Origin of the sequence: Arthrobacter globiformis, assembly GCF_030815865.1 — a bacterium.
Classification (GTDB): Bacteria; Actinomycetota; Actinomycetes; order Actinomycetales; family Micrococcaceae; genus Arthrobacter; species Arthrobacter globiformis_B.
In genome coordinates, this window is record NZ_JAUSXI010000001.1 from 2,544,991 (window position 1) to 2,564,302 (window position 19,312).

Sequence of the window (19,312 nt, forward strand, 5' to 3'; positions counted from 1 at the left end):
GGGTCGAGACCTGATGGAAGAGCAGCGGCCCGGACTCTGGTTGCGAGGTGAAGAGTCCGGGCCGCGTGCCCTGAACGGTCTGGCGGGTGGTTAGCCGCGGAGCCTGGTCATCGTCGGGTCGTACAGCGGATCCGCGGTGACTGTGGCCTGGATGCGCCGCCCGAAATACTCGATCTCAACCGAATCACCAATGGACACAGCGGCCGGAAGATACGCGTAGGCGATCGGCTTGGCGACGGTGTAACCGTAGGCGGCACTGGTGACGTAGCCGACTGCCTGGTCCTTGTAGAAGACCGGTTCCTTGCCCAGCACGATACTCCGGCCGTCGTCGACCGTCAGGCAGCGCAGGCGGCGGGCGGAGTTCTCCTCGGTGCGGCCCTCCAAGGCGGCCTTTCCGACGAAGTTTTCCTTGGTCATCTTCACGGCGAATCCGAGGCCGGCTTCCAGAGGGTCGTGCTCCGTGGTCATGTCGGTGCCCCACGAGCGGTAACCCTTTTCAAGGCGCAGCGAGCTGAAGGCGGCCCGGCCCGCGGCGATGACGCCGTGAGGCTGACCGGCCTTCCACAGGGCATCCCAGAGGCGCTGGCCGTTGTCCGCGCTGGTGTACAGTTCCCAGCCCAGCTCGCCGACGTAGGACAAGCGCATCGCGGTCACGGTCACGCCGCCGATGACAACTTCCTTGGACCGGAAGTAGCGGAGACCCTCGTTGGAGAAGTCGTCGCTGCTGACGGTGCTGATAAGGTCCCGGGCGAGGGGTCCCCACAGGCCGATGCAGCATGTGCCGCCGGTGGTGTCGCGCACCTGGACCCAGTCGCTGGCGGTTCCGTTTTCGGTCTGGTGGCGTGCGGCCCGCTCAAAGTAGGCGGTGTCGATGTTTCCGTTGGCTCCGAGTTGGAAGGTGTCTTCGCTCAGCCGGGCGACGGTGATGTCGCTTCGGATGCCGCCGGCGTGGTCCAGCAGGAGGGTGTAAGTGACGGCCCCGGGCTTCTTGTCCATCTCCGCTGTGGTGAGCTCCTGCAGCAGCTTCAGTGCTCCCGGGCCGGAGACCTCGAGGCGCTTGAGCGGAGTCATGTCGTACATGGCCACCGCGGTGCGGGTCTTCCACGCTTCAGCGGCTGCAATCGGCGAGCTGAACATCCCGGACCAGGCATCCCGGGCCGGTGGCTGCCACTCAGCCGGCATCTCCTTCAGCAATTCTGCGTTGGCTTCAAACCAGTAGGGGCGCTCCCATCCGCCGCCCTCGAGGAAGAATCCGCCCAGTGCCTTGTGGCGGGCGTGAAAGGGGGTGACGCGAAGGTTGCGGGGAGAGAGCTTGGGCTGCAGGGGGTGCAGGACATCATAGATTTCCACGAAGTTCTGCTGGGATGTTTCGCTGACATACTCAGGGGTCAGCTGGACTTCTTCGAACCGGTGGATATCGCACTCACCCAGGTCGGTCTGGGATTTGCCGGTGGTCAGGAGTTCGGCAACAGCCCGGGCAATGCCGGCCGAGTGGGTCACCCAAACGGCCTCGGCGACGAAGAAGCCATCGAGCTCCTTGGACTCGCCCACCAGGGCCCCGCCGTCGGGAGTAAAGGAGAAGATGCCGTTGAAGCCATCCTCGATGTCGCTTTCCCGCAGCGCCGGAAGCAACTGCTTGGTGGCCTCCCATGCCGGGAGGAAGTCCTCCAGGGTGAAATCGAGGCGCGAGGGCATGTTGTGCTCGCTGATGCTGCTGGCGTCGTAGGAGCCCAGGTCCGCAAGATCCACGGGCATGGGGCGGTGCGCGTAGGAGCCGATGCCGTAACGGTCGCCGTGTTCGCGGTAATAGAGGTCCTGGTCCTGGTGCCGCAGAATCGGCAGGGAAGCACCATTGGGAAGTTCGTTGCGGCCCTTCTGTGCCGGCACCGGAGTGGTCTTAACGTACTGGTGGGCCAGGGGGAGAAGTGGGACGGACATGCCGATCATTTCACCGATTTTGGCGCCCCAGAAGCCTGCACAGGAGACCACGATGTCGGCGGGGATGACACCTTCGGAGGTCTCGACACCTGTCACGCGACGGCCGGACTGCTCAATGCCCGTAACCGTGGTGTTGCCCAGGTACTTGACGCCTGCGGATTCCGTGCGCTTCATCAGCAGTTGGACGGCGCGGGCGGCACGTGCCAGGCCGTCGCTGGGGACGTGGAGCCCTCCCAGGATGTCTTCCTCGTTCAGGAGCGGGTAGAGCTCCTTGCACTCAGCGCGGGACAGGATCTTGCCTTCGATTCCCCACGCGGCGGCGTATCCTAGCTTCCGCTTCAGATCCGCCAGGCGGGTCTCGGTGGTGGCGACTTCGAGGCCACCGACCTGGTCGAAGCAACTGACGCCGTCCTCGGTCAGGGACAAGAACTTCTCAACGGTGTACTTGGCGAAGGTAGCCATGGTCTTTGAAGGGTTCGTTTGGAAGACGAGACCCGGGGCGTGGGACGTGGAGCCGCCGGGCATGTTCAGCGGTCCCTGGTCCAGGACGGTGATGTTGTTCCAACCCCGGGCGACCAGTTCATCGGCCAGGTTTGTGCCGACGATTCCAGCTCCGATAATGACAATGCTTGGCGTCGATGCCATGTGGTTTCTCCTGCTGATTTTCGTGTGTTGTCTCTGCTGGGCGGGTGGTCGTGCTTAGCGGAACACGACAGTGCTGGTTTGGTCCAGCAGCACACGGTGTTCGCAGTGCCACCGCACGGCGCGGGACAGTGCCAGTGCTTCGGCGTCCTGTCCGACTGTTGAAAGGGTGTTCGGTCCGTAGCTGTGGTCGACCCTGATGACTTCCTGTTCGATGATTGGCCCCTCATCCAGTTCCGCGGTTACGTAGTGGGCCGTTGCGCCCACCAGCTTGACTCCACGGTCGTAGGCCTGGTGGTAAGGGCGCGCACCCTTGAATCCCGGGAGGAAGGAGTGGTGGATGTTGATAGCCCGGCCTTCCAGGGAGCGGCAGAGGTCATCGGACAGTACCTGCATGTACCGGGCGAGCACGACGAGGTCGATGTTGTGCTCGTCCACCAGTTCCAGCAGGCGACGTTCAGCATCTGACTTGGTCTCAGGGGTCACCGGGAGATAGATGAAGGGGAGGCCGGCGGCCTCGGCCATGGCCCGGTGGGTTTCATGGTTGGAAACTACAAGGGCGATGTCGCCGCCGAGGCTTCCGCCGCGCCAGCGGAAGAGCAGGTCATTCAGGCAGTGGCCGAACTTGGACACCATCACCAGGATGCGCTGTTTGGTCTGGTCATGGAAGCTGAACTTCATCTCGAAGCGGTCCGCAATAGCGCTGAACTCCTCCTGGAGCCTCTCCGGGGTGTAGGCCGACGAGCCGGTGAAGGCGGTGCGCAGATGCAGTGTCTGGCGGAGGCCGTCGTCGAACTGCTGGTGTTCGTCGATGTTAAAGCCACGCTCAAAGAGAAAGGTGGTGACCGCCTGGACGATGCCCGCGCGTTCGCCGCACGACAGTGTGAGCACGAACTTCTGCGTCTGGTCTTTCAAGCCGGCCTCCGACTGAGGCAGCGTGCCGGTAGATGAGTCTGTCGCCGCTAGGGTCATGTCTCCTCCTTCAGGTATTTTTCCATGAGATATATTTTCAAATCATGAACTGATATATTAGTGTTGCGAACCAGCGTATACTGGCCAGTGGGCGAGGTCAATAGCGTGTTTGGCTTGAATGGAAAGGGGTCCAGGTTATGGCAGTTGAAGCGTTGGCGGTCGCGGAAGATGCAGTGAAGAAGTCGTTGGCGGACGTGGCGTACGAGCGCCTCCGCGACCGGCTCCTGATGCTTGACATCAAACCCGGCGACCTCCTTAGCGACGACCACCTCGCCAAGGACCTCGGCATGGGACGGACTCCGGTGCGGGAAGCCTTGAAGCGGCTTGAGCTTGACCGCCTGGTGGTTTCGTATCCGCGCAGGGGCACCTTTGCCACCCGTGTGGAGGTGACCGACCTTGCTTTCATTTCAGAAATCCGGACGCAGCTTGAACCGCTCGCAGCTTCCCGTGCTGCCCGCGTGGCCACGGAACAGCAGCGGGAGCGGCTGCGGGCTGTGATGCGGGCTGTTGAATCCTTCGATACCCACGCGGCCTCCGTCGTCGAAACCCTGCGCCTTGATGCGCGCGTCCATCAAGGCATCTACGGGGCTGCGGCCAATCCCCACCTCGAGGACGTGCTGATCCGGTATGACAATCTCGCCACCCGCATCTGGTGCATGGTACTGGATCGCCTTCCCGACCTATCCCGTCACGTGCATGAGCATGTGGACCTGCTCCGTGCGGTTATCGACGGAGATGAGGCCCAGGCCGCGGCGCTTGCGCGGATACATGTCAGTGGCTTCGAGCACGCTGTGCGCGAAGGGCTTTTCGCCGCCTAGCCCAGATCCCCACGTCAGGAATGGAGCGCTGCCGGGAAGGGCTGCGATTCAGGCGTTCAGGGCCCCCTCTGCTGTGCGGCTCCTCTTGGGTCTGCTGGCAAACCCTCAGAAATCTGTTGACACCCTCCGGAGTCGATAGCATACTTGAGTCACATAACTAATATATCAACAGGATATTAGATAGCAGACTTAGGAGAAATGATGGTCGACGTTCTGACCCGCTCGCTCGCAGAGACCGATCCTCTGATCAACGCAGCTATACAGCAGGAACTTCTGCGCCAGCAGGGCACCCTTGAGATGATCGCCTCCGAAAACTTCGCACCGACCGCGGTCATGGAGGCGCAGGGATCCGTCCTGACCAACAAGTACGCCGAAGGCTACCCCGGCAAGCGTTACTACGGCGGCTGCGAACACGTTGACGTGGTCGAGCAGCTGGCCATCGACCGTCTTAAGTCATTGTTCGGCTCCGAATTCGCCAATGTGCAGCCCCACTCAGGTGCCCAGGCCAACGCAGCGGCGATGTTCGCCCTAATCCAGCCCGGCGACACCATCCTGGGGCTGAACCTCGCACACGGTGGCCACTTGACACACGGGATGCGAATCAACTTCTCCGGCAAGCTCTACAAAGTGGTCCCGTACGGAGTCGGCGAAGACAACATGCTGATTGACATGGCTGAAGTCGAGCGCCTAGCGGTTGAGAACAAGCCGAAGCTGATCGTCGCCGGCTGGTCCGCTTACTCCCGGCAGCTGGACTTCGCCGAGTTCCGCCGTATCGCGGATCTGGTTGGTGCCTACCTGATGGTGGACATGGCGCATTTCGCAGGCCTGGTGGCTGCAGGGCTTCACCCGAACCCCGTGCCTCACGCCCACATCGTCACGAGCACCACTCACAAGACCCTTGGCGGCCCGCGCGGTGGTGTGATCCTGACCAACGACGCCGACATCGCCAAGAAGGTCAACTCCGCGGTGTTCCCCGGACAGCAGGGTGGCCCGCTGGAGCACGTCATTGCCGCGAAGGCTGTTGCGTTCAAGCTCGCTGCGGAGCCGGCGTTCCGCGACCGCCAAGAACGCACCCTGGAAGGGGCGCGCATCATCGCCCAGCGACTGCTCGCCGATGACATTGCCGAGTCCGGAGTGACCGTAGTCAGCGGTGGCACTGACGTGCACCTGGTCCTGGTGGATCTGCGCAATTCGGAACTGGACGGCCAGCAGGGCGAAGACCGCCTGCACCGGATCGGCATCACGGTCAACCGCAACGCCGTGCCCTTCGACCCACGTCCGCCGATGATCTCTTCCGGTCTTCGTATCGGCACGCCAGCACTGGCCACGCGTGGCTTCGGGAAGGCAGAATTCACCGAAGTCGCGGACATTATCGCCGCAGCACTCAAGCGCGAGTTCAACGACGAGACCGTGGCGGAACTCCGGCAGCGGGTTGAAATCCTGGCCGGAAAGTTCCCCCTCTACCCCAACCTCTCCTCTGACGCGACCGAGGTGGCTTGATGGCCGATCTGCTCCCGGAGCACCCGGATTTCCTCTGGCGCAACCCGGAGCCCAAGTCCTCGTATGACGCCGTGATCGTCGGCGGCGGCGGGCACGGCCTGGCAACCGCGTACTTCCTGGCCAAGAACCACGGCATGACCAACATCGCCGTTCTGGAGAAGGGCTGGCTGGCCGGCGGCAACATGGCCCGCAACACCACCATCATCCGTTCCAACTACCTCTGGGACGAGAGCGCCGCCATCTACGAGCACGCCCTGAAGCTGTGGGAGATCCTGCCCGAAGAGCTGGAGTACGACTTCCTCTTCAGCCAGCGCGGCGTGATGAACCTGGCCCACACCCTGGGCGACGTGCGCGAGAGCATCCGCCGGGTGGGCGCCAACAAGCTCAACGGTGTGGACGCTGAATGGCTGGACCCGCAGCAGGTCAAGGAACTCTGCCCCATCCTGAACATCAGTGACAACATCCGCTACCCGGTCATGGGCGCCACCTACCAGCCCCGTGCCGGCATTGCCAAGCACGACCACGTCGCCTGGGCCTTCGCCCGCAAGTGCGACGAACTGGGTGTGGACATCATCCAGAACTGCGAAGTCACCGGCTTCGTCAAAGATGGCAACCGCGTAGTGGGCGTCAAGACCAACCGCGGCACGATAAACACCGAGAAGGTGGGCCTCTGCGCTGCCGGGCACAGCTCGGTCCTGGCGGAAATGGCCGGCTTCCGGCTCCCCATCCAGTCCCACCCGCTCCAGGCACTGGTCTCCGAACTGCACGAGCCCGTCCACCCCACCGTTGTCATGTCCAACCACGTCCACGTGTACGTCTCCCAGGCACACAAGGGCGAACTGGTCATGGGCGCCGGCGTCGACTCCTACAACGGCTACGGCCAGCGCGGCTCCTTCCACGTGATCGAGCACCAGATGGCGGCCGCCGTCGAGCTTTTCCCGATCTTTGCCCGGGCACACGTGCTCCGGACCTGGGGCGGCATCGTGGACACCACGCTGGATGCCTCGCCGATCGTGGGCACCACCCCGGTGGAGAACATGTTCGTCAACTGCGGCTGGGGAACCGGCGGCTTCAAGGGCACGCCGGCTGCCGGCCTGACCTTCGCGCACACCATCGCCACCGGCGCACCGCACAAGCTCAACAAGCCCTTTGCGCTGGAGCGCTTCGAAACCGGTGCCCTGATCGACGAACACGGCGCAGCTGCCGTCGCCCACTAGCCGCCGTCCACAAGAAAGAAGACGCACATGCTGCTCATCTCCTGCCCCAACTGCGGCTCACGCGACGAAACCGAGTTCCACTACGGCGGCCAGGCCCACGTACCCTACCCGGAAAACCCCAGCGGGCTGAACGACCGCGAATGGGCCGAGTACCTGTTCTACCGCGACAACACCAAGGGCACCTTTGCCGAGCGCTGGCTGCACAGCACCGGCTGCCGACAGTGGTTCAACATGCTCCGCGACACCGTGACCTACGAGATCCAGGCCGTCTACCCCATGGGTTCGCCCCGGCCGGATGCCGGCGGCAACGTATCGGCCCGGACAACCCCCGAAAACGGCACTGCCAGCACCGCCGCTGACAGCACCACCACCGGAAGCGCGGCTCCCAGCACGTCCACCACCAGCATCTCCAGCACCACCGCCCCGGAAGGAGCAACCCCGTGACTTCCCAGCATCCCGCGACTTCCCAGAACGCCCGCCTAGCCGCGGGCGGCCGCATCGACCGCAGCATCTCCTGGCGCTTCACCGTGGACGGCGAGGAATTCACCGGACACCCGGGCGACACCCTGGCCTCCGCGCTGCTCGCCAACGGCCGCGTCGCCGCCGGCAACTCCCTCTACGAGGACCGCGCCCGCGGCATCCTGGCCGCCGGCGTGGAAGAGCCCAACGCCCTGGTCCGGATCGAGGCCCGCTTCCCTGGCGACGTTGCCGAGTCCATGCTCCCCGCCACCACCGTTTCCCTGGTGGACGGCCTGAAGGCCGGCTTCCTGAACGGCCTGGGCAAGCTGGACCCGGCGGATGACCGCGCCGAGTACGACAAGAAGTACGTCCACACCGACGTCCTGGTCATCGGCGGCGGGCCCGCCGGCCTGGCCGCTGCCCGCGAAGCGGTCCGCTCCGGCGCCCGCGTCATGCTGATGGACGACCAGCCCGAACTCGGCGGGTCGCTGCTGTCCGGGTCCACCGCCCCCGGACTGGCGGAAACCATCGAGGGCAAGCCCGCCCTGGAATGGGTTGCCGACGTCGAAGCTGAGCTGGTCTCCGGCGCCGAAAGCACCGTGCTGAACCGCACCACCGCGTTCGGCGCGTACGACGCCAACTACGTCATCGCCGTCCAGAACCGCACCGACCACCTCTCCAGCCCGGCCGCCGCAGGCGTCTCCCGCCAGCGTATTTGGCACATCCGTGCCAGCCAGGTTGTCCTGGCCCCCGGCGCACACGAGCGTCCGCTGGTGTTCGAAAACAACGACCGCCCGGGCATCATGCTCGCCTCGGCCGTCCGCAGCTACCTGAACCGCTACGCCGTGGCCGCAGGGCAGCGCGTGGTCATCAGCACCACCAACGACTCCGCCTACGCCCTGGCTTCGGACCTGCGCGCCGCCGGCGTCAAGGTCGCGGCCGTCGTCGACGCGCGTCCCGCCCTCACGCCGGTGGCTTCCGCCGCCGTCGAAGCCGGCACCCGAGTGCTGATCGGCAGCGCGGTCGCCAACACCGCTGCAGACTCTCACGGCCGGCTGAACAGCGTCACCGTCCGCAGCATTAACGACGACGGCGAACTCACCTCGGGCATCGAAGAGATCGCCGCCGACCTGCTGGCAGTGTCCGGCGGCTGGAGCCCGCTGGTGCACCTGCACTCCCAGCGCCAGGGCAAGCTGCGCTGGGACGAGGAGCTCGCGGCCTTCGTGCCGGCCACGGTGGTTCCGAACCAGCAGACCATCGGCTCCGGCCGGGGCAGCTTCGAACTCGCTGACTGCCTGGCCGAGGGCATCTCGGCCGGAGCAACGGCTGCGATCGCCGCGGGCTTCGAGTCCGCCGTCGAGCCTTCCGCCCTGGCGGAGCCGAAGGCATCCGCCCCGACCCGCCAGCTGTGGCTGGTCCCCGGCCAGACCGGAACCCCCGATGACTGGCACCACCACTTCGTCGACTTCCAGCGTGACCAGTCCGTGGCCGACGTCCTGCGCTCCACCGGCGCCGGCATGCGGTCCGTCGAGCACGTCAAGCGCTACACCTCCATCAGCACCGCCAACGACCAGGGCAAGACGTCCGGCGTGAACGCCATCGGCGTCATCGCCGCGGCACTCCGCCAGGCCGGCGAGGCCTCCCGTGGCATCGGCGACATCGGCACCACCACCTACCGTGCACCGTTCACGCCGGTGGCCTTCGCAGCACTAGCCGGACGCCAGCGCGGCGAGCTGTTCGACCCCGCCCGCGTCACCTCGATCCACCCGTGGCACGTCGCCCAGGGCGCCCTCTTCGAGGACGTCGGGCAGTGGAAGCGGCCCTGGTACTACCCGCAGAACGGCGAGGACATGGACGAAGCGGTGCTCCGCGAGTGCGCAGCCGTCCGCGACTCCGTGGGCTTCATGGACGCCACCACCCTCGGCAAGATCGAGATCCGTGGCAAGGACGCCGGCGAGTTCCTGAACCGGATCTACACCAACGCGTTCAAGAAGCTGGCCCCGGGTTCCGCCCGCTACGGCGTCATGTGCCTCTCGGATGGCATGATCTTCGATGACGGCGTGACCCTGCGCCTGGACGAGGAAACTTACTTCATGACCACCACCACCGGCGGCGCCGCCAAGGTGCTGGACTGGCTGGAGGAATGGCTGCAGACCGAATGGCCGGAACTCGACGTGCACTGCACCTCGGTGACCGAACAGTGGAGCACGATCGCCGTCGTCGGACCGAAGTCCCGCGACGTCATCGCCAAGGTTGCCCCGGAACTGGCCGCCAACGGCGGCCTGGACGCCGAGGCGTTCCCGTTCATGACCTTCCGCGAAACCACCCTCGCGTCCGGCGTGAAGGCCCGCATCTGCCGGATCTCGTTCTCCGGTGAACTGGCCTATGAAATCAACGTGCCGTCCTGGTACGGGCTGAACACCTGGGAATCCGTGGCAGCGGCCGGCGCCGAATTCAACATCACCCCTTACGGCACCGAGACCATGCACGTGCTGCGCGCCGAGAAGGGCTACCCGATCGTCGGGCAGGACACCGACGGCACCGTCACCCCGCAGGATGCCGGCATGGAATGGATCGTCTCCAAGGCCAAGGACTTCATCGGTAAGCGTTCCTACTCCCGCATCGACCAGCACCGCGATGACCGCAAGCACCTGGTCAGCGTCCTGCCGGTGGACGGCTCGCTGCGGTTGCCGGAAGGAACCCAGCTGATCGAGAAGGGCATCCCGGCGAACCCCGCCTACGGCCCGGTTCCCATGGAAGGCTTCGTCACCTCCAGCTACCACAGCGCAGCACTGGGCAGGTCGTTCGGCCTGGCCCTGATCAAGAACGGCCGCAACCGCATCGGCGAAACCCTCGTGGCTGCTGCAGGCGACCAGCTCGTGGACGTTGTTGTCGCAGAAACCGTACTGTTTGACCCCGAAGGGACCCGCAAAGATGGCTGAAACAGCAGCACCCGCAACCTCCCACGAGAAGAACCTCTCGCTCCGTGTCAGCCCCGCCGCCCAGCTCCGCGCAGCGTTTGACACCGGCTCCGTTCGCGGAGTGGTGGAACTGTCCGAAGTGGCTTTCCTGACCATGGTGGGCCTTCGGGTCAGCCGGAACAGCGAGGCCGGACAGCGGGTAGCCACCGTCACCGGCGGCCTGCCCGCAGCCTCCGGCGGCGTCAGCGGCACCGGCGACACCAGCGTGCTGTGGCTCGGGCCCGAAGAGTTCCTCGTGGTGGCACCGATTGAAGCCCATGAGTCCCTCGGCGGCGACCTGATCCAGGCGCTCCGTGAGGCACTGGCCGACGGCGAAGGCCAGGTGGTGGACCTCTCCGCCAACCGCACCACCTTCGAACTCACCGGCCCGCGGTCCCGGGCAGTCCTTGAGAAGGGCTGCTCCCTGGACCTGCACCCCCGCGTTCTCAAGGCCGGAACGGCGCTGTCCACCGAAATCGGCAACATCCCGGTGGTCCTGTGGAAGACGGGTGAGGAAAGCTTCCGGATCTTCCCCCGCGCGTCATTCGCTGACTTCCTTGGCCGCTGGCTCCTGGACGCCATGCGGGAGTACGCCTCCCCCGAGGTCCCCTAGATGGCCCTCAGCGTCCTGGACCTGTTCTCCGTTGGCATCGGGCCGTCGTCGTCACACACGGTCGGCCCGATGCGGGCAGCAAAGCTGTTCGCCGACGGGCTCAAGGGCGACGGACACCTGCGCTCCACCCGGCGGGTGCAGGCCGAACTGTTCGGCTCGCTGGGCGCCACCGGGAGGGGCCACGGCTCGGACAAGGCAGTGGTCCTCGGCTTCAAGGGACTGGACCCGGAAACCGTGGACACCTCCACCGCCGATGACCAGGTAGCCGCCGCAGCCCTCGACGCCGAACTATGGATCGGCGGCGACCACCGCGTGGACTTCAACTGGGACGAGGACGTTGTCCTGCACCGGCGCAAGTCCCTCCCTGCGCACCCGAACGGCATGACGTTCCGGGCAATGGATCATGCCGGGGATGTGCTGAGTGAACGGAGCTTCTATTCGATTGGGGGCGGCTTCGTAGTTGACGGGGATGCCGACGCGGGTGACCGAGTGGTGGCAGATTCCACTGTCCTCCCCTACCCTTTCAACACAGCCGATGAGCTCCTCGAGATCTGCAAGCGAGAAGGAATGTCTATCTCGGACGTGATGCTCGCCAACGAGCTCGTGTGGCGGACTGAAGCGGAACTGCGGGAAAAGCTGCTGGGGCTCTGGGCCGTCATGCGCGAATGCGTGGACAACGGCTGCGCCGCGGAAGGCATCCTTCCCGGCGGACTGAACGTGAGGCGCCGGGCGCCGTCGTTGTTCCAGACCCTGACGGCGGACACCGGTGTGACGGACCCGCTGCGGGCGATGGAGTGGGTGAACCTGTTCGCCCTGGCCGTTAACGAGGAAAACGCGGCCGGCGGGCGCATCGTCACGGCGCCCACCAACGGCGCGGCGGGCATCGTCCCGGCGGTACTGCACTATTACGTGAAGTTCGTCCCCGGCGCTAACGACGACGGCGTGGTCCGCTTCCTGCTGGCCGCGGCCGCCGTCGGGATCCTGTTCAAGATCAACGCCTCCATCTCAGGAGCGGAAGTCGGCTGCCAGGGTGAAGTAGGGTCCGCCTGCTCCATGGCGGCGGCCGGTCTCTGCGAGGTGCTGGGCGGAACGCCTGCCCAGGTGGAAAACGCCGCCGAGGTGGGGATCGAACACAACCTGGGGCTGACCTGCGACCCCGTGGGCGGCCTGGTGCAGATCCCCTGCATCGAGCGCAACGCCATCGCCAGCGTCAAGGCCATCAACGCCGCCCGCCTTGCCCTGCACGGCGACGGCAGCCACAAAGTGTCCCTCGACAAAGCCATCAAAACGATGCGCGAAACAGGAGCCGACATGAAATCCAAGTACAAGGAAACCTCCCGCGGAGGCCTCGCCGTGAACGTGATTGAGTGCTGAGCCCGTGTAGTACCGGTAGCCCCAAGTGTCAATAGCCACCTCGGGGTTCGTCCCACTAGTAAATGCCTGGCATCGCCATGCATCCCGCCCCTTTGGAGCAAAGAAGTGACCCTTAGACCACTCCCACACGAACACGTCGCCGTCGCCGGCAGCAACCGCGTTAAGCGGGGCATGGCTGAGATGCTTAAGGGCGGCGTCATCATGGACGTCGTCAACGTTGAACAGGCCCGCATCGCCGAAGATGCCGGTGCTGTTGCTGTGATGGCGCTGGAGCGCGTTCCGGCCGATATCCGGGCCCAGGGCGGCGTGTCCCGGATGTCCGATCCGGACATGATCGACCAGATCATCGAGGCCGTGTCCGTGCCTGTCATGGCCAAGGCCCGGATCGGCCACTTCGTTGAGGCCCAGGTCCTGCAGTCCCTTGGCGTGGATTACATTGACGAGTCCGAGGTTCTGACCCCGGCCGACTACGTCAACCACATCGATAAGTGGAACTTCACGGTTCCGTTCGTCTGCGGTGCCACCAACCTCGGTGAGGCGCTGCGCCGCATCAACGAGGGCGCGGCGATGATCCGGTCCAAGGGCGAGGCCGGCACCGGGGATGTCTCCAACGCGACCGGGCACATGCGCCAGATCCGCGCCGAGATCGCCAAGCTTGCCGCCCTGCCCGAGGACGAACTGTACGTCGCGGCCAAGGAACTGCAGGCCCCGTACGAACTGGTCAAGGAAGTTGCCGCGGCCGGCAAGCTCCCGGTGGTGCTGTTCACCGCAGGCGGTATCGCCACCCCGGCCGACGCCGCCATGATGATGCAGCTCGGTGCTGACGGCGTGTTCGTCGGTTCCGGCATCTTCAAGTCCGGCAACCCGGCCCAGCGCGCCGCAGCCGTCGTCAGGGCGACTGCCTATTTCGATGACCCTGACGTTATCGCCAAGGCCTCCCGCGGCCTCGGCGAAGCCATGGTGGGCATCAACGTCGACGAAATCCCCCAGCCGCACCGCCTCGCCGAACGCGGCTGGTAAGGCAATCATGTTGGGTATGAGCCCAAGCAAGACCTCGGCCGGACGTTGGCCCCGTAGCGACTGGGCCCGGCTGACGGGTCACACGGTAGAGGTGCGGCTCTCGTCGGAGCACATCATGACCGGCGTCGTGGAACAAGCCGCTGATGATGGTTCCGTCCTTTGGATTTCGGCCGCCGGAGCCAGCACGCGAAGGCTCTTCGATAAGCCGACGGGATACCGGGTCCTGGCCTAGCCGTGAGCCTCGGAAAGGCATGGTTCAACCTGCCAAACCGCCGCCACGACGCAAAGCAGAATTATTACCGCAGAAGATTGATCACAATCTCGATGAGGAGTGGAACAGCATGCAGCAACTCGCGAAACGGCTCGAACGGCTGGGCACCGAAACTGCCTTTAGCGTCGCCCAAGCCGCGGCCGCCTGGAAGGCGAAGGGGAACGCTGTGTACCCCTTCCATCTCGGTGACATCAACATCCCGACCGCCCCCCATATCGTCGAAGCGATGAACCGGGCCATCGCCGACGGCTACACGGGCTATTGCCCCGGCCCCGGCATCCCTCAGTTGCGCGAGGCCCTGGCCGAAGATATCGGGGGCCGCCGGGGCATCGAGTTCTCCCCTGACAACGTCGTGGTGATGACGGGCGGCAAACCCGTTATCACGAAGTTCCTGCAGGCGGTCATGAACCCCGGCCAGGAAGTGCTCTATCCCAACCCCGGCTTCCCGATCTACGAATCGCAGATCGAGTACCTCGGTGGCACAGCCGTGCCTTACCGCTACCTGCCCACGCCCCAGGGCTTCGCGATCGACCTCGACCAGGTGCGCGCATCGATCACCCCCAATACTGTCGCAATCATCTACAACGACCTGCAGAACCCCATCTCGGCCGAGTCGACGGCGGCTGAGCGGGAGGCAATCGCACAGCTCGCACAGGAGCACGATCTCTGGGTGCTCTCCGATGAGGCGTACTTCGAGACGCGCTATGAGGGTGTTTCCAACTCCATCGTGTCGCTTCCTGGCATGGCGGAGCGCAGCGTGATCCTTTACACCTTCAGCAAGAAGTTCGCCATGACCGGATCCCGCCTGGGCTGCGCCGTCGCCCCGCTCGAGATCGCCAAAATCCTCAGCACACTCAACACCAACGATGAGTCGTGCACGACGCACTACGTGCAATGGGCCGGCATCGAAGCGCTCCGTGGCACCCAGGAACCCGTACAGCAGATGCTCGACATCCTGCGCGGGCGCCGGGACGCCGCATGTGAACTCGTGAACGACATCTCCGGCGTGCACGTCGCCGTCCCACAGTCGACGTTCTACCTATTCCCCGACGTCACAGACGCCATGGCGCGCATGGGTTATACGGCAGTCGGCGATTTCGCTTCCGCAGCCCTGCACGAAACCGGCGTCTCCTTCTGCACCCGTGAACACTTCGGCCGCCGCCAGCCCGGCGAAGACCGCCAGTACATCCGGCTCGCCTACTCGGGTATCGACGTCGCCGATATCCGAGACGGCCTCGGCCGTCTGCGCAAGTGGATCGAGACGGCATGAGCCGGGTCGTCGTCACGGGACGTGTACCCGAAACCGCACTCGAAAAGCTGCGCGCGGAGCACGAAGTCGATGCCTGGGAAGGTCCGGAGTCGATCGGCCGCGAGGAGCTCCTGCGCCTGGTAGCCGGGGCCGATGCCGTGGTGAGCCTGCTCACCGAACGCATCGACGCCGAGCTCCTCGACGCCGCCGGACCGCAGCTCAAGGTCGTCGCGAACGTCGCCGTCGGCTATGACAACATCGACGTGCCCGCCTGCACCGAACGGGGCGTGGCCGCCACCAACACACCGGGCGTGCTCACGGAGGCCACGGCTGACATCGCGCTCGGCCTCATCCTCTCGGCAACACGCCGGCTCGGCGAGGGGGAACGGCTCATCCGCTCCGGCAAGGACTGGAAGTGGGGCATGTTCTTCCTGCTCGGCAACAGCCTCCAGGGCAAGACCCTCGGCATCGTCGGCATGGGCGGCATCGGCCAGGCGACCGCACGCCGGGCCAAGGCCTTCGGCATGGAAATCGTCTACCAGTCACGCCGCGAGATCGATCCCGGGGTTGCCGCCGAGCTGGGCGCCCGGCGGGTCGAGCTGGACGAGTTGCTGGCCAACTCCGACATCGTCTCCCTGCACTGCCCCTACGGGCCGGCCACCCACCACCTGATCGGCTCCGGGCAACTCGCGGCTATGAAGGAATCGGCATACCTCATCAATACCGCGCGGGGCCCAATCGTCGACGAAGCAGCCCTCGCGGCCGCGCTGCGCGAGGGGCAAATTGCGGGTGCCGGGCTCGACGTTTTTGAGAACGAGCCCAGCGTGCACCCCGGATTGCTCGAGCTCGAGAACGTGGTGCTAGTGCCGCACCTCGGTTCCGCCACCGTCGAGACCCGTACCGCGATGGCGATGCTCGCCGCCGACAACGCCCTGGCAGTGCTCAGCGACGAACGACCGCCCGCGCCGATCAATTAGAGGCGACCGCGCCCGCGCGCGAGACGACAACCGGGCCGAGAAGAGTCCCGCCCCAAAGGGATGGGGCTCGTACTCGGCCTCCGACTTCGTCCGTCTCCGCGGCCGTGTCTCCGAGGAACATGCCCTCCGCAACAGGCACTGCGAAATACGGGGGCCAGCCCGGCGACGGAACCACCGTGGCCGCTGCTCTTGGTAGGCCGGACAGACTCCTACTGCCTCCCGGCAACAGCATTTACCGGGTATCACATCTTAGAGAGAGAATATAAGTGGCACATATTGGCATCGTGGCCGAGCTAGGTAATGAGTCAAGGGTGGCAGCGACGCCTGTCACCGTGAAGCAGTTGTTGGAGTTAGGCTACGACGTTGTGGTCGAGAAGGGTGCGGGGGAGTCCTCGTCCTTCAGAGACGACATGTACGCCGAAGCCGGTGCGCTGATCGTCGGTGCCGACGAGGCGTGGGGCAGTGAGGTGGTGCTGCGGATCAACCCGCCCACCGAGGATGAGATCGGCCGTCTGGCCGACGGTGCGACGCTGATCGCGATGTTGAGCCCCGGATTGCGGCCGGAACTGGTGGAAGCGTTGGCCGCCCGTCCAATCACAGCGCTGGCGTTGGACGCGGTGCCGCGGATCTCGCGCGCTCAGTCCATGGATGTTCTCAGCTCGATGGCGAACATCGCAGGGTACCGTGCGGTGATCGAGGCGGCCCACGAGTTCGGCCGGTTCTTCACGGGCCAGGTCACCGCGGCGGGCAAGGTCCCGCCGGCGAAGATCCTGGTCGCCGGTGCTGGTGTTGCCGGCTTGGCCGCGATCGGTGCCGCCAGCAGCCTCGGGGCCATCGTGCGGGCAACTGACCCGCGGCCCGAGGTCGCCGACCAGGTGAAGTCCATCGGCGGGACCTACCTCAAGGTGGAGGTCGCGGAGGAGATGCAGTCCTCGGACGGGTACGCGAAGGCCACCTCTGAGGCGTATAACGCCCGCGCTGCGGAAATTTACTCGGAGCAGGCAGCCGATGTGGACATCATCATCACCACGGCCCTGATCCCGGGACGTCCGGCGCCGAAGCTGCTCACGGCCGAGGACGTGGCAAGCATGAAGGCCGGGAGCGTGATCGTGGACATGGCCGCCGGGCAGGGCGGGAACGTCGAAGGCTCCGTTGCCGGGGAACGGACAGTTACGGATAACGGTGTGGTGATTCTGGGGTACACAGATCTTCCGGCCCGTTTGCCGGCCCAGGCGTCCCAGCTGTACGGGACAAACATGGTGAACCTGCTCAAGCTCCTGACCAAGGACAAAGACGGGCAGCTGAAGATCGACTTTGATGACGTGGTCCAGCGCTCCGTGACGGTGGTCCGAGACGGTGAGAAGACCTGGCCCCCGCCCCCGGTCCAGGTTTCCGCCGCACCCGCAGCCACGACCCAGGTCCCGGCCGCCGAAAGCACGGCGCCGAAGAAAAAGGAAGGCCTCAGCCCTGCCGGTAAGGCCGGGCTCTTCGCCGCGGGCATCGCGGTGCTGTTCGGGATCAACGCGGTCGCCCCGGCGCCACTGCCGCAGCACTTCACGGTGCTGATGCTCTCCATCGTGGTCGGCTTCTACGTCATCGGGAAGGTCCACCATGCCCTGCACACCCCGCTGATGTCTGTTACGAACGCGATCTCGGGGATCATCGTCGTCGGGGCTCTGCTGCAGGTCACCTCCGACAACGTCGTGATGCAGGTGCTCGCCGCCGTCGCGGTCCTGCTGGCCAGCATTAACATTTTCGGCGGCTTCGCCGTCACCCGGCGCATGCTCGCCATGTTCTCGGCCGGGAAGGCACGTTCATGAGCGCCGCCACCGAAGCAGCAGGAATTCTATCGAGGAGCCTTACCGTGTCTGACACCGTCTCCGGTCCGTTGACCGCCGACTCCATCGCGGGGGCGGCCTACATCGTCGCGGCCCTGCTGTTCATCCTCAGCCTCGCCGGACTGAGCAAGCACGAAAAAGCCAAGGCAGGGGTCATCTACGGCATCACCGGGATGATCATCGCCCTGGCCGCGACGATCTGGCTGACCCTCCAGGACGCCTGGGGCACCGGCGCCGGCCTCACCGGCCTGGTGCTGCTCGTCGCCGCGGTGATCGTCGGCGGCGCCATCGGGCTCTGGCGCGCCCGCGTCGTCGAAATGACCGGCATGCCCGAACTGATCGCCCTGCTGCACAGCTTCGTGGGCCTCGCCGCGGTCCTTGTCGGCTGGAACGGGCACCTCGAAGCCCCGGACCTCTCCCCGGACCTGACAGCGATCCACCACGCTGAGGTGTTCATCGGCGTGTTCATCGGCGCAGTGACCTTCACCGGCTCGATCGTGGCGTTCCTGAAACTCTCCGCCCGGATGAAGTCCTCACCCCTGATGCTGCCGGGCAAGAACGCGATCAACCTCGGCGCCCTCGCCGCCTTCATCGCCCTGACTGTCTGGTACGTCAACGACTCCCAGCTCTGGCTCCTCATCGTCGTCACCCTCCTCGCCCTCGGGCTGGGCTGGCACCTCGTGGCCTCCATCGGCGGCGGCGACATGCCCGTGGTCGTGTCCATGCTCAACAGCTACTCGGGCTGGGCCGCCGCCGCGGCGGGTTTCCTGCTGAACAATGACCTGCTGATCATCACCGGCGCCCTGGTCGGCTCCTCGGGCGCCTACCTGTCATACATCATGTGCAAGGCCATGAACCGGTCCTTCATCTCCGTGATCGCCGGCGGCTTCGGCATCGCCGCACCGGCCGCAGCGGACGCAGAGTACGGCGAGCACCGCGAAATCACGGCCCAGGCCACCGCGGAAATGCTGACCAACGCCTCGTCCGTGGTCATCACCCCCGGTTACGGCATGGCCGTCGCCCAGGCCCAATACCCCGTCGCCGAACTCGCCCACCAGCTCCGCGAGAAGGGCGTGAATGTCAGGTTCGGCATCCACCCTGTCGCAGGGCGCCTGCCCGGGCACATGAACGTCCTCCTCGCCGAAGCCAAAGTCCCCTACGACATCGTCCTGGAAATGGACGAAATCAACGACGACCTCGGTGACACCTCCGTAGTCCTCGTCATCGGCGCTAACGACACCGTCAACCCCTCCGCCGCCGAAGACCCCGGCAGCCCCATCGCCGGGATGCCTGTCCTGCGGGTCTGGGAAGCCGAGAACGTCATTGTGTTCAAACGCTCCATGGCCGCCGGCTACGCAGGCGTTCAAAACCCGCTCTTCTTCCGCGACAACTCCCAAATGCTCTTCGGGGACGCCAAAGCCCGCGTCGAAGACATCCTCAAAGCGTTCTGACAGAAAGCACGTC

Annotated in this window: 15 protein-coding genes; 13 read left to right on the forward strand and 2 right to left on the reverse strand. The window is 65.3% G+C overall.

Annotation, left to right across the window (positions count from 1 at the left end; genetic code table 11):
- Nucleotides 1-90: 90 nt before the first annotated feature.
- Together QFZ33_RS11550 and purU are read right to left on the reverse strand one after the other, a co-directional pair.
- Nucleotides 91-2,583, reverse strand: coding sequence for a GcvT family protein (locus QFZ33_RS11550; protein ID WP_307027577.1), 2,493 nt, complete (start codon nucleotides 2,581-2,583; stop codon nucleotides 91-93).
- A gap of 54 nt (nucleotides 2,584-2,637) precedes the next feature.
- Entirely contained in the window at nucleotides 2,638-3,552 is a 915-nt protein-coding gene (gene purU, locus QFZ33_RS11555; RefSeq protein WP_307027579.1) for a formyltetrahydrofolate deformylase, read from the reverse strand.
- Nucleotides 3,553-3,689: 137 nt separating this feature from the next.
- Between purU and QFZ33_RS11560 the strand changes: the two genes are divergently transcribed.
- The 13 genes from QFZ33_RS11560 to pntB all read left to right on the forward strand — a co-directional run bounded on the left by QFZ33_RS11560 (nucleotide 3,690) and on the right by pntB (nucleotide 19,299).
- Nucleotides 3,690-4,370 (forward strand): GntR family transcriptional regulator, encoded by a 681-nt coding sequence (locus QFZ33_RS11560; protein ID WP_307027581.1) that lies wholly within the window; start codon nucleotides 3,690-3,692, stop codon nucleotides 4,368-4,370.
- Nucleotides 4,371-4,571: 201 nt separating this feature from the next.
- Nucleotides 4,572-5,870, forward strand: coding sequence for a serine hydroxymethyltransferase (glyA, locus tag QFZ33_RS11565; protein ID WP_307031774.1), 1,299 nt, complete (start codon nucleotides 4,572-4,574; stop codon nucleotides 5,868-5,870).
- Nucleotides 5,870-7,087 (forward strand): sarcosine oxidase subunit beta family protein, encoded by a 1,218-nt coding sequence (locus QFZ33_RS11570; protein WP_307027583.1) that lies wholly within the window; start codon nucleotides 5,870-5,872, stop codon nucleotides 7,085-7,087. Before glyA ends, QFZ33_RS11570 begins: the two co-directional genes overlap by 1 nt.
- A gap of 27 nt (nucleotides 7,088-7,114) precedes the next feature.
- Nucleotides 7,115-7,531, forward strand: a complete 417-nt coding sequence (locus QFZ33_RS11575) for a sarcosine oxidase subunit delta (protein WP_307027585.1) — start codon at nucleotides 7,115-7,117, stop codon at nucleotides 7,529-7,531.
- Nucleotides 7,528-10,488 (forward strand): sarcosine oxidase subunit alpha family protein, encoded by a 2,961-nt coding sequence (locus QFZ33_RS11580; RefSeq protein ID WP_307027587.1) that lies wholly within the window; start codon nucleotides 7,528-7,530, stop codon nucleotides 10,486-10,488. The genes QFZ33_RS11575 and QFZ33_RS11580 overlap by 4 nt, the downstream gene beginning before the upstream one ends.
- Complete coding sequence (locus tag QFZ33_RS11585; RefSeq protein ID WP_307027588.1) at nucleotides 10,481-11,119, forward strand: sarcosine oxidase subunit gamma; 639 nt, start codon at nucleotides 10,481-10,483, stop codon at nucleotides 11,117-11,119. The genes QFZ33_RS11580 and QFZ33_RS11585 overlap by 8 nt, the downstream gene beginning before the upstream one ends.
- Nucleotides 11,120-12,493 carry an L-serine ammonia-lyase gene (locus tag QFZ33_RS11590; RefSeq protein WP_307027590.1) on the forward strand — a complete coding sequence of 458 codons (1,374 nt, stop codon included), beginning with the start codon at nucleotides 11,120-11,122 and terminating at the stop codon, nucleotides 12,491-12,493.
- Nucleotides 12,494-12,598: 105 nt separating this feature from the next.
- Entirely contained in the window at nucleotides 12,599-13,513 is a 915-nt protein-coding gene (gene pdxS / locus QFZ33_RS11595) for a pyridoxal 5'-phosphate synthase lyase subunit PdxS (RefSeq protein ID WP_307027592.1), read from the forward strand.
- A 16-nt stretch (nucleotides 13,514-13,529) separates the two neighbouring features.
- The gene (locus QFZ33_RS11600) at nucleotides 13,530-13,745 is read left to right on the forward strand and encodes a hypothetical protein (RefSeq protein WP_307027595.1); all 216 of its coding nucleotides are present in this window, start codon (nucleotides 13,530-13,532) and stop codon (nucleotides 13,743-13,745) included.
- A 109-nt stretch (nucleotides 13,746-13,854) separates the two neighbouring features.
- On the forward strand, nucleotides 13,855-15,054 hold the full coding sequence (locus QFZ33_RS11605) for a pyridoxal phosphate-dependent aminotransferase (protein ID WP_307027597.1): 1,200 nt from the start codon (nucleotides 13,855-13,857) through the stop codon (nucleotides 15,052-15,054).
- Nucleotides 15,051-16,010 carry a 2-hydroxyacid dehydrogenase gene (locus tag QFZ33_RS11610; RefSeq protein WP_307027599.1) on the forward strand — a complete coding sequence of 320 codons (960 nt, stop codon included), beginning with the start codon at nucleotides 15,051-15,053 and terminating at the stop codon, nucleotides 16,008-16,010. The genes QFZ33_RS11605 and QFZ33_RS11610 overlap by 4 nt, the downstream gene beginning before the upstream one ends.
- A gap of 266 nt (nucleotides 16,011-16,276) precedes the next feature.
- Nucleotides 16,277-17,830, forward strand: a complete 1,554-nt coding sequence (locus tag QFZ33_RS11615) for a Re/Si-specific NAD(P)(+) transhydrogenase subunit alpha (protein WP_307027602.1) — start codon at nucleotides 16,277-16,279, stop codon at nucleotides 17,828-17,830.
- Complete coding sequence (gene pntB / locus QFZ33_RS11620) at nucleotides 17,827-19,299, forward strand: Re/Si-specific NAD(P)(+) transhydrogenase subunit beta (protein ID WP_373427263.1); 1,473 nt, start codon at nucleotides 17,827-17,829, stop codon at nucleotides 19,297-19,299. The genes QFZ33_RS11615 and pntB overlap by 4 nt, the downstream gene beginning before the upstream one ends.
- Nucleotides 19,300-19,312: the final 13 nt, after the last annotated feature.

Coding starts and splice junctions, on each gene's coding strand:
- QFZ33_RS11550 (WP_307027577.1), bottom strand. CDS start 2,583: ATGGCATCGACGCCAAGCATTGTCATTATCGGAGCTGGAATCGTCGGC.
- purU (WP_307027579.1), bottom strand. CDS start 3,552: ATGACCCTAGCGGCGACAGACTCATCTACCGGCACGCTGCCTCAGTCG.
- QFZ33_RS11560 (WP_307027581.1), top strand. CDS start 3,690: ATGGCAGTTGAAGCGTTGGCGGTCGCGGAAGATGCAGTGAAGAAGTCG.
- glyA (WP_307031774.1), top strand. CDS start 4,572: ATGGTCGACGTTCTGACCCGCTCGCTCGCAGAGACCGATCCTCTGATC.
- QFZ33_RS11570 (WP_307027583.1), top strand. CDS start 5,870: ATGGCCGATCTGCTCCCGGAGCACCCGGATTTCCTCTGGCGCAACCCG.
- QFZ33_RS11575 (WP_307027585.1), top strand. CDS start 7,115: ATGCTGCTCATCTCCTGCCCCAACTGCGGCTCACGCGACGAAACCGAG.
- QFZ33_RS11585 (WP_307027588.1), top strand. CDS start 10,481: ATGGCTGAAACAGCAGCACCCGCAACCTCCCACGAGAAGAACCTCTCG.
- QFZ33_RS11590 (WP_307027590.1), top strand. CDS start 11,120: ATGGCCCTCAGCGTCCTGGACCTGTTCTCCGTTGGCATCGGGCCGTCG.
- QFZ33_RS11600 (WP_307027595.1), top strand. CDS start 13,530: ATGAGCCCAAGCAAGACCTCGGCCGGACGTTGGCCCCGTAGCGACTGG.
- QFZ33_RS11605 (WP_307027597.1), top strand. CDS start 13,855: ATGCAGCAACTCGCGAAACGGCTCGAACGGCTGGGCACCGAAACTGCC.
- QFZ33_RS11610 (WP_307027599.1), top strand. CDS start 15,051: ATGAGCCGGGTCGTCGTCACGGGACGTGTACCCGAAACCGCACTCGAA.
- pntB (WP_373427263.1), top strand. CDS start 17,827: ATGAGCGCCGCCACCGAAGCAGCAGGAATTCTATCGAGGAGCCTTACC.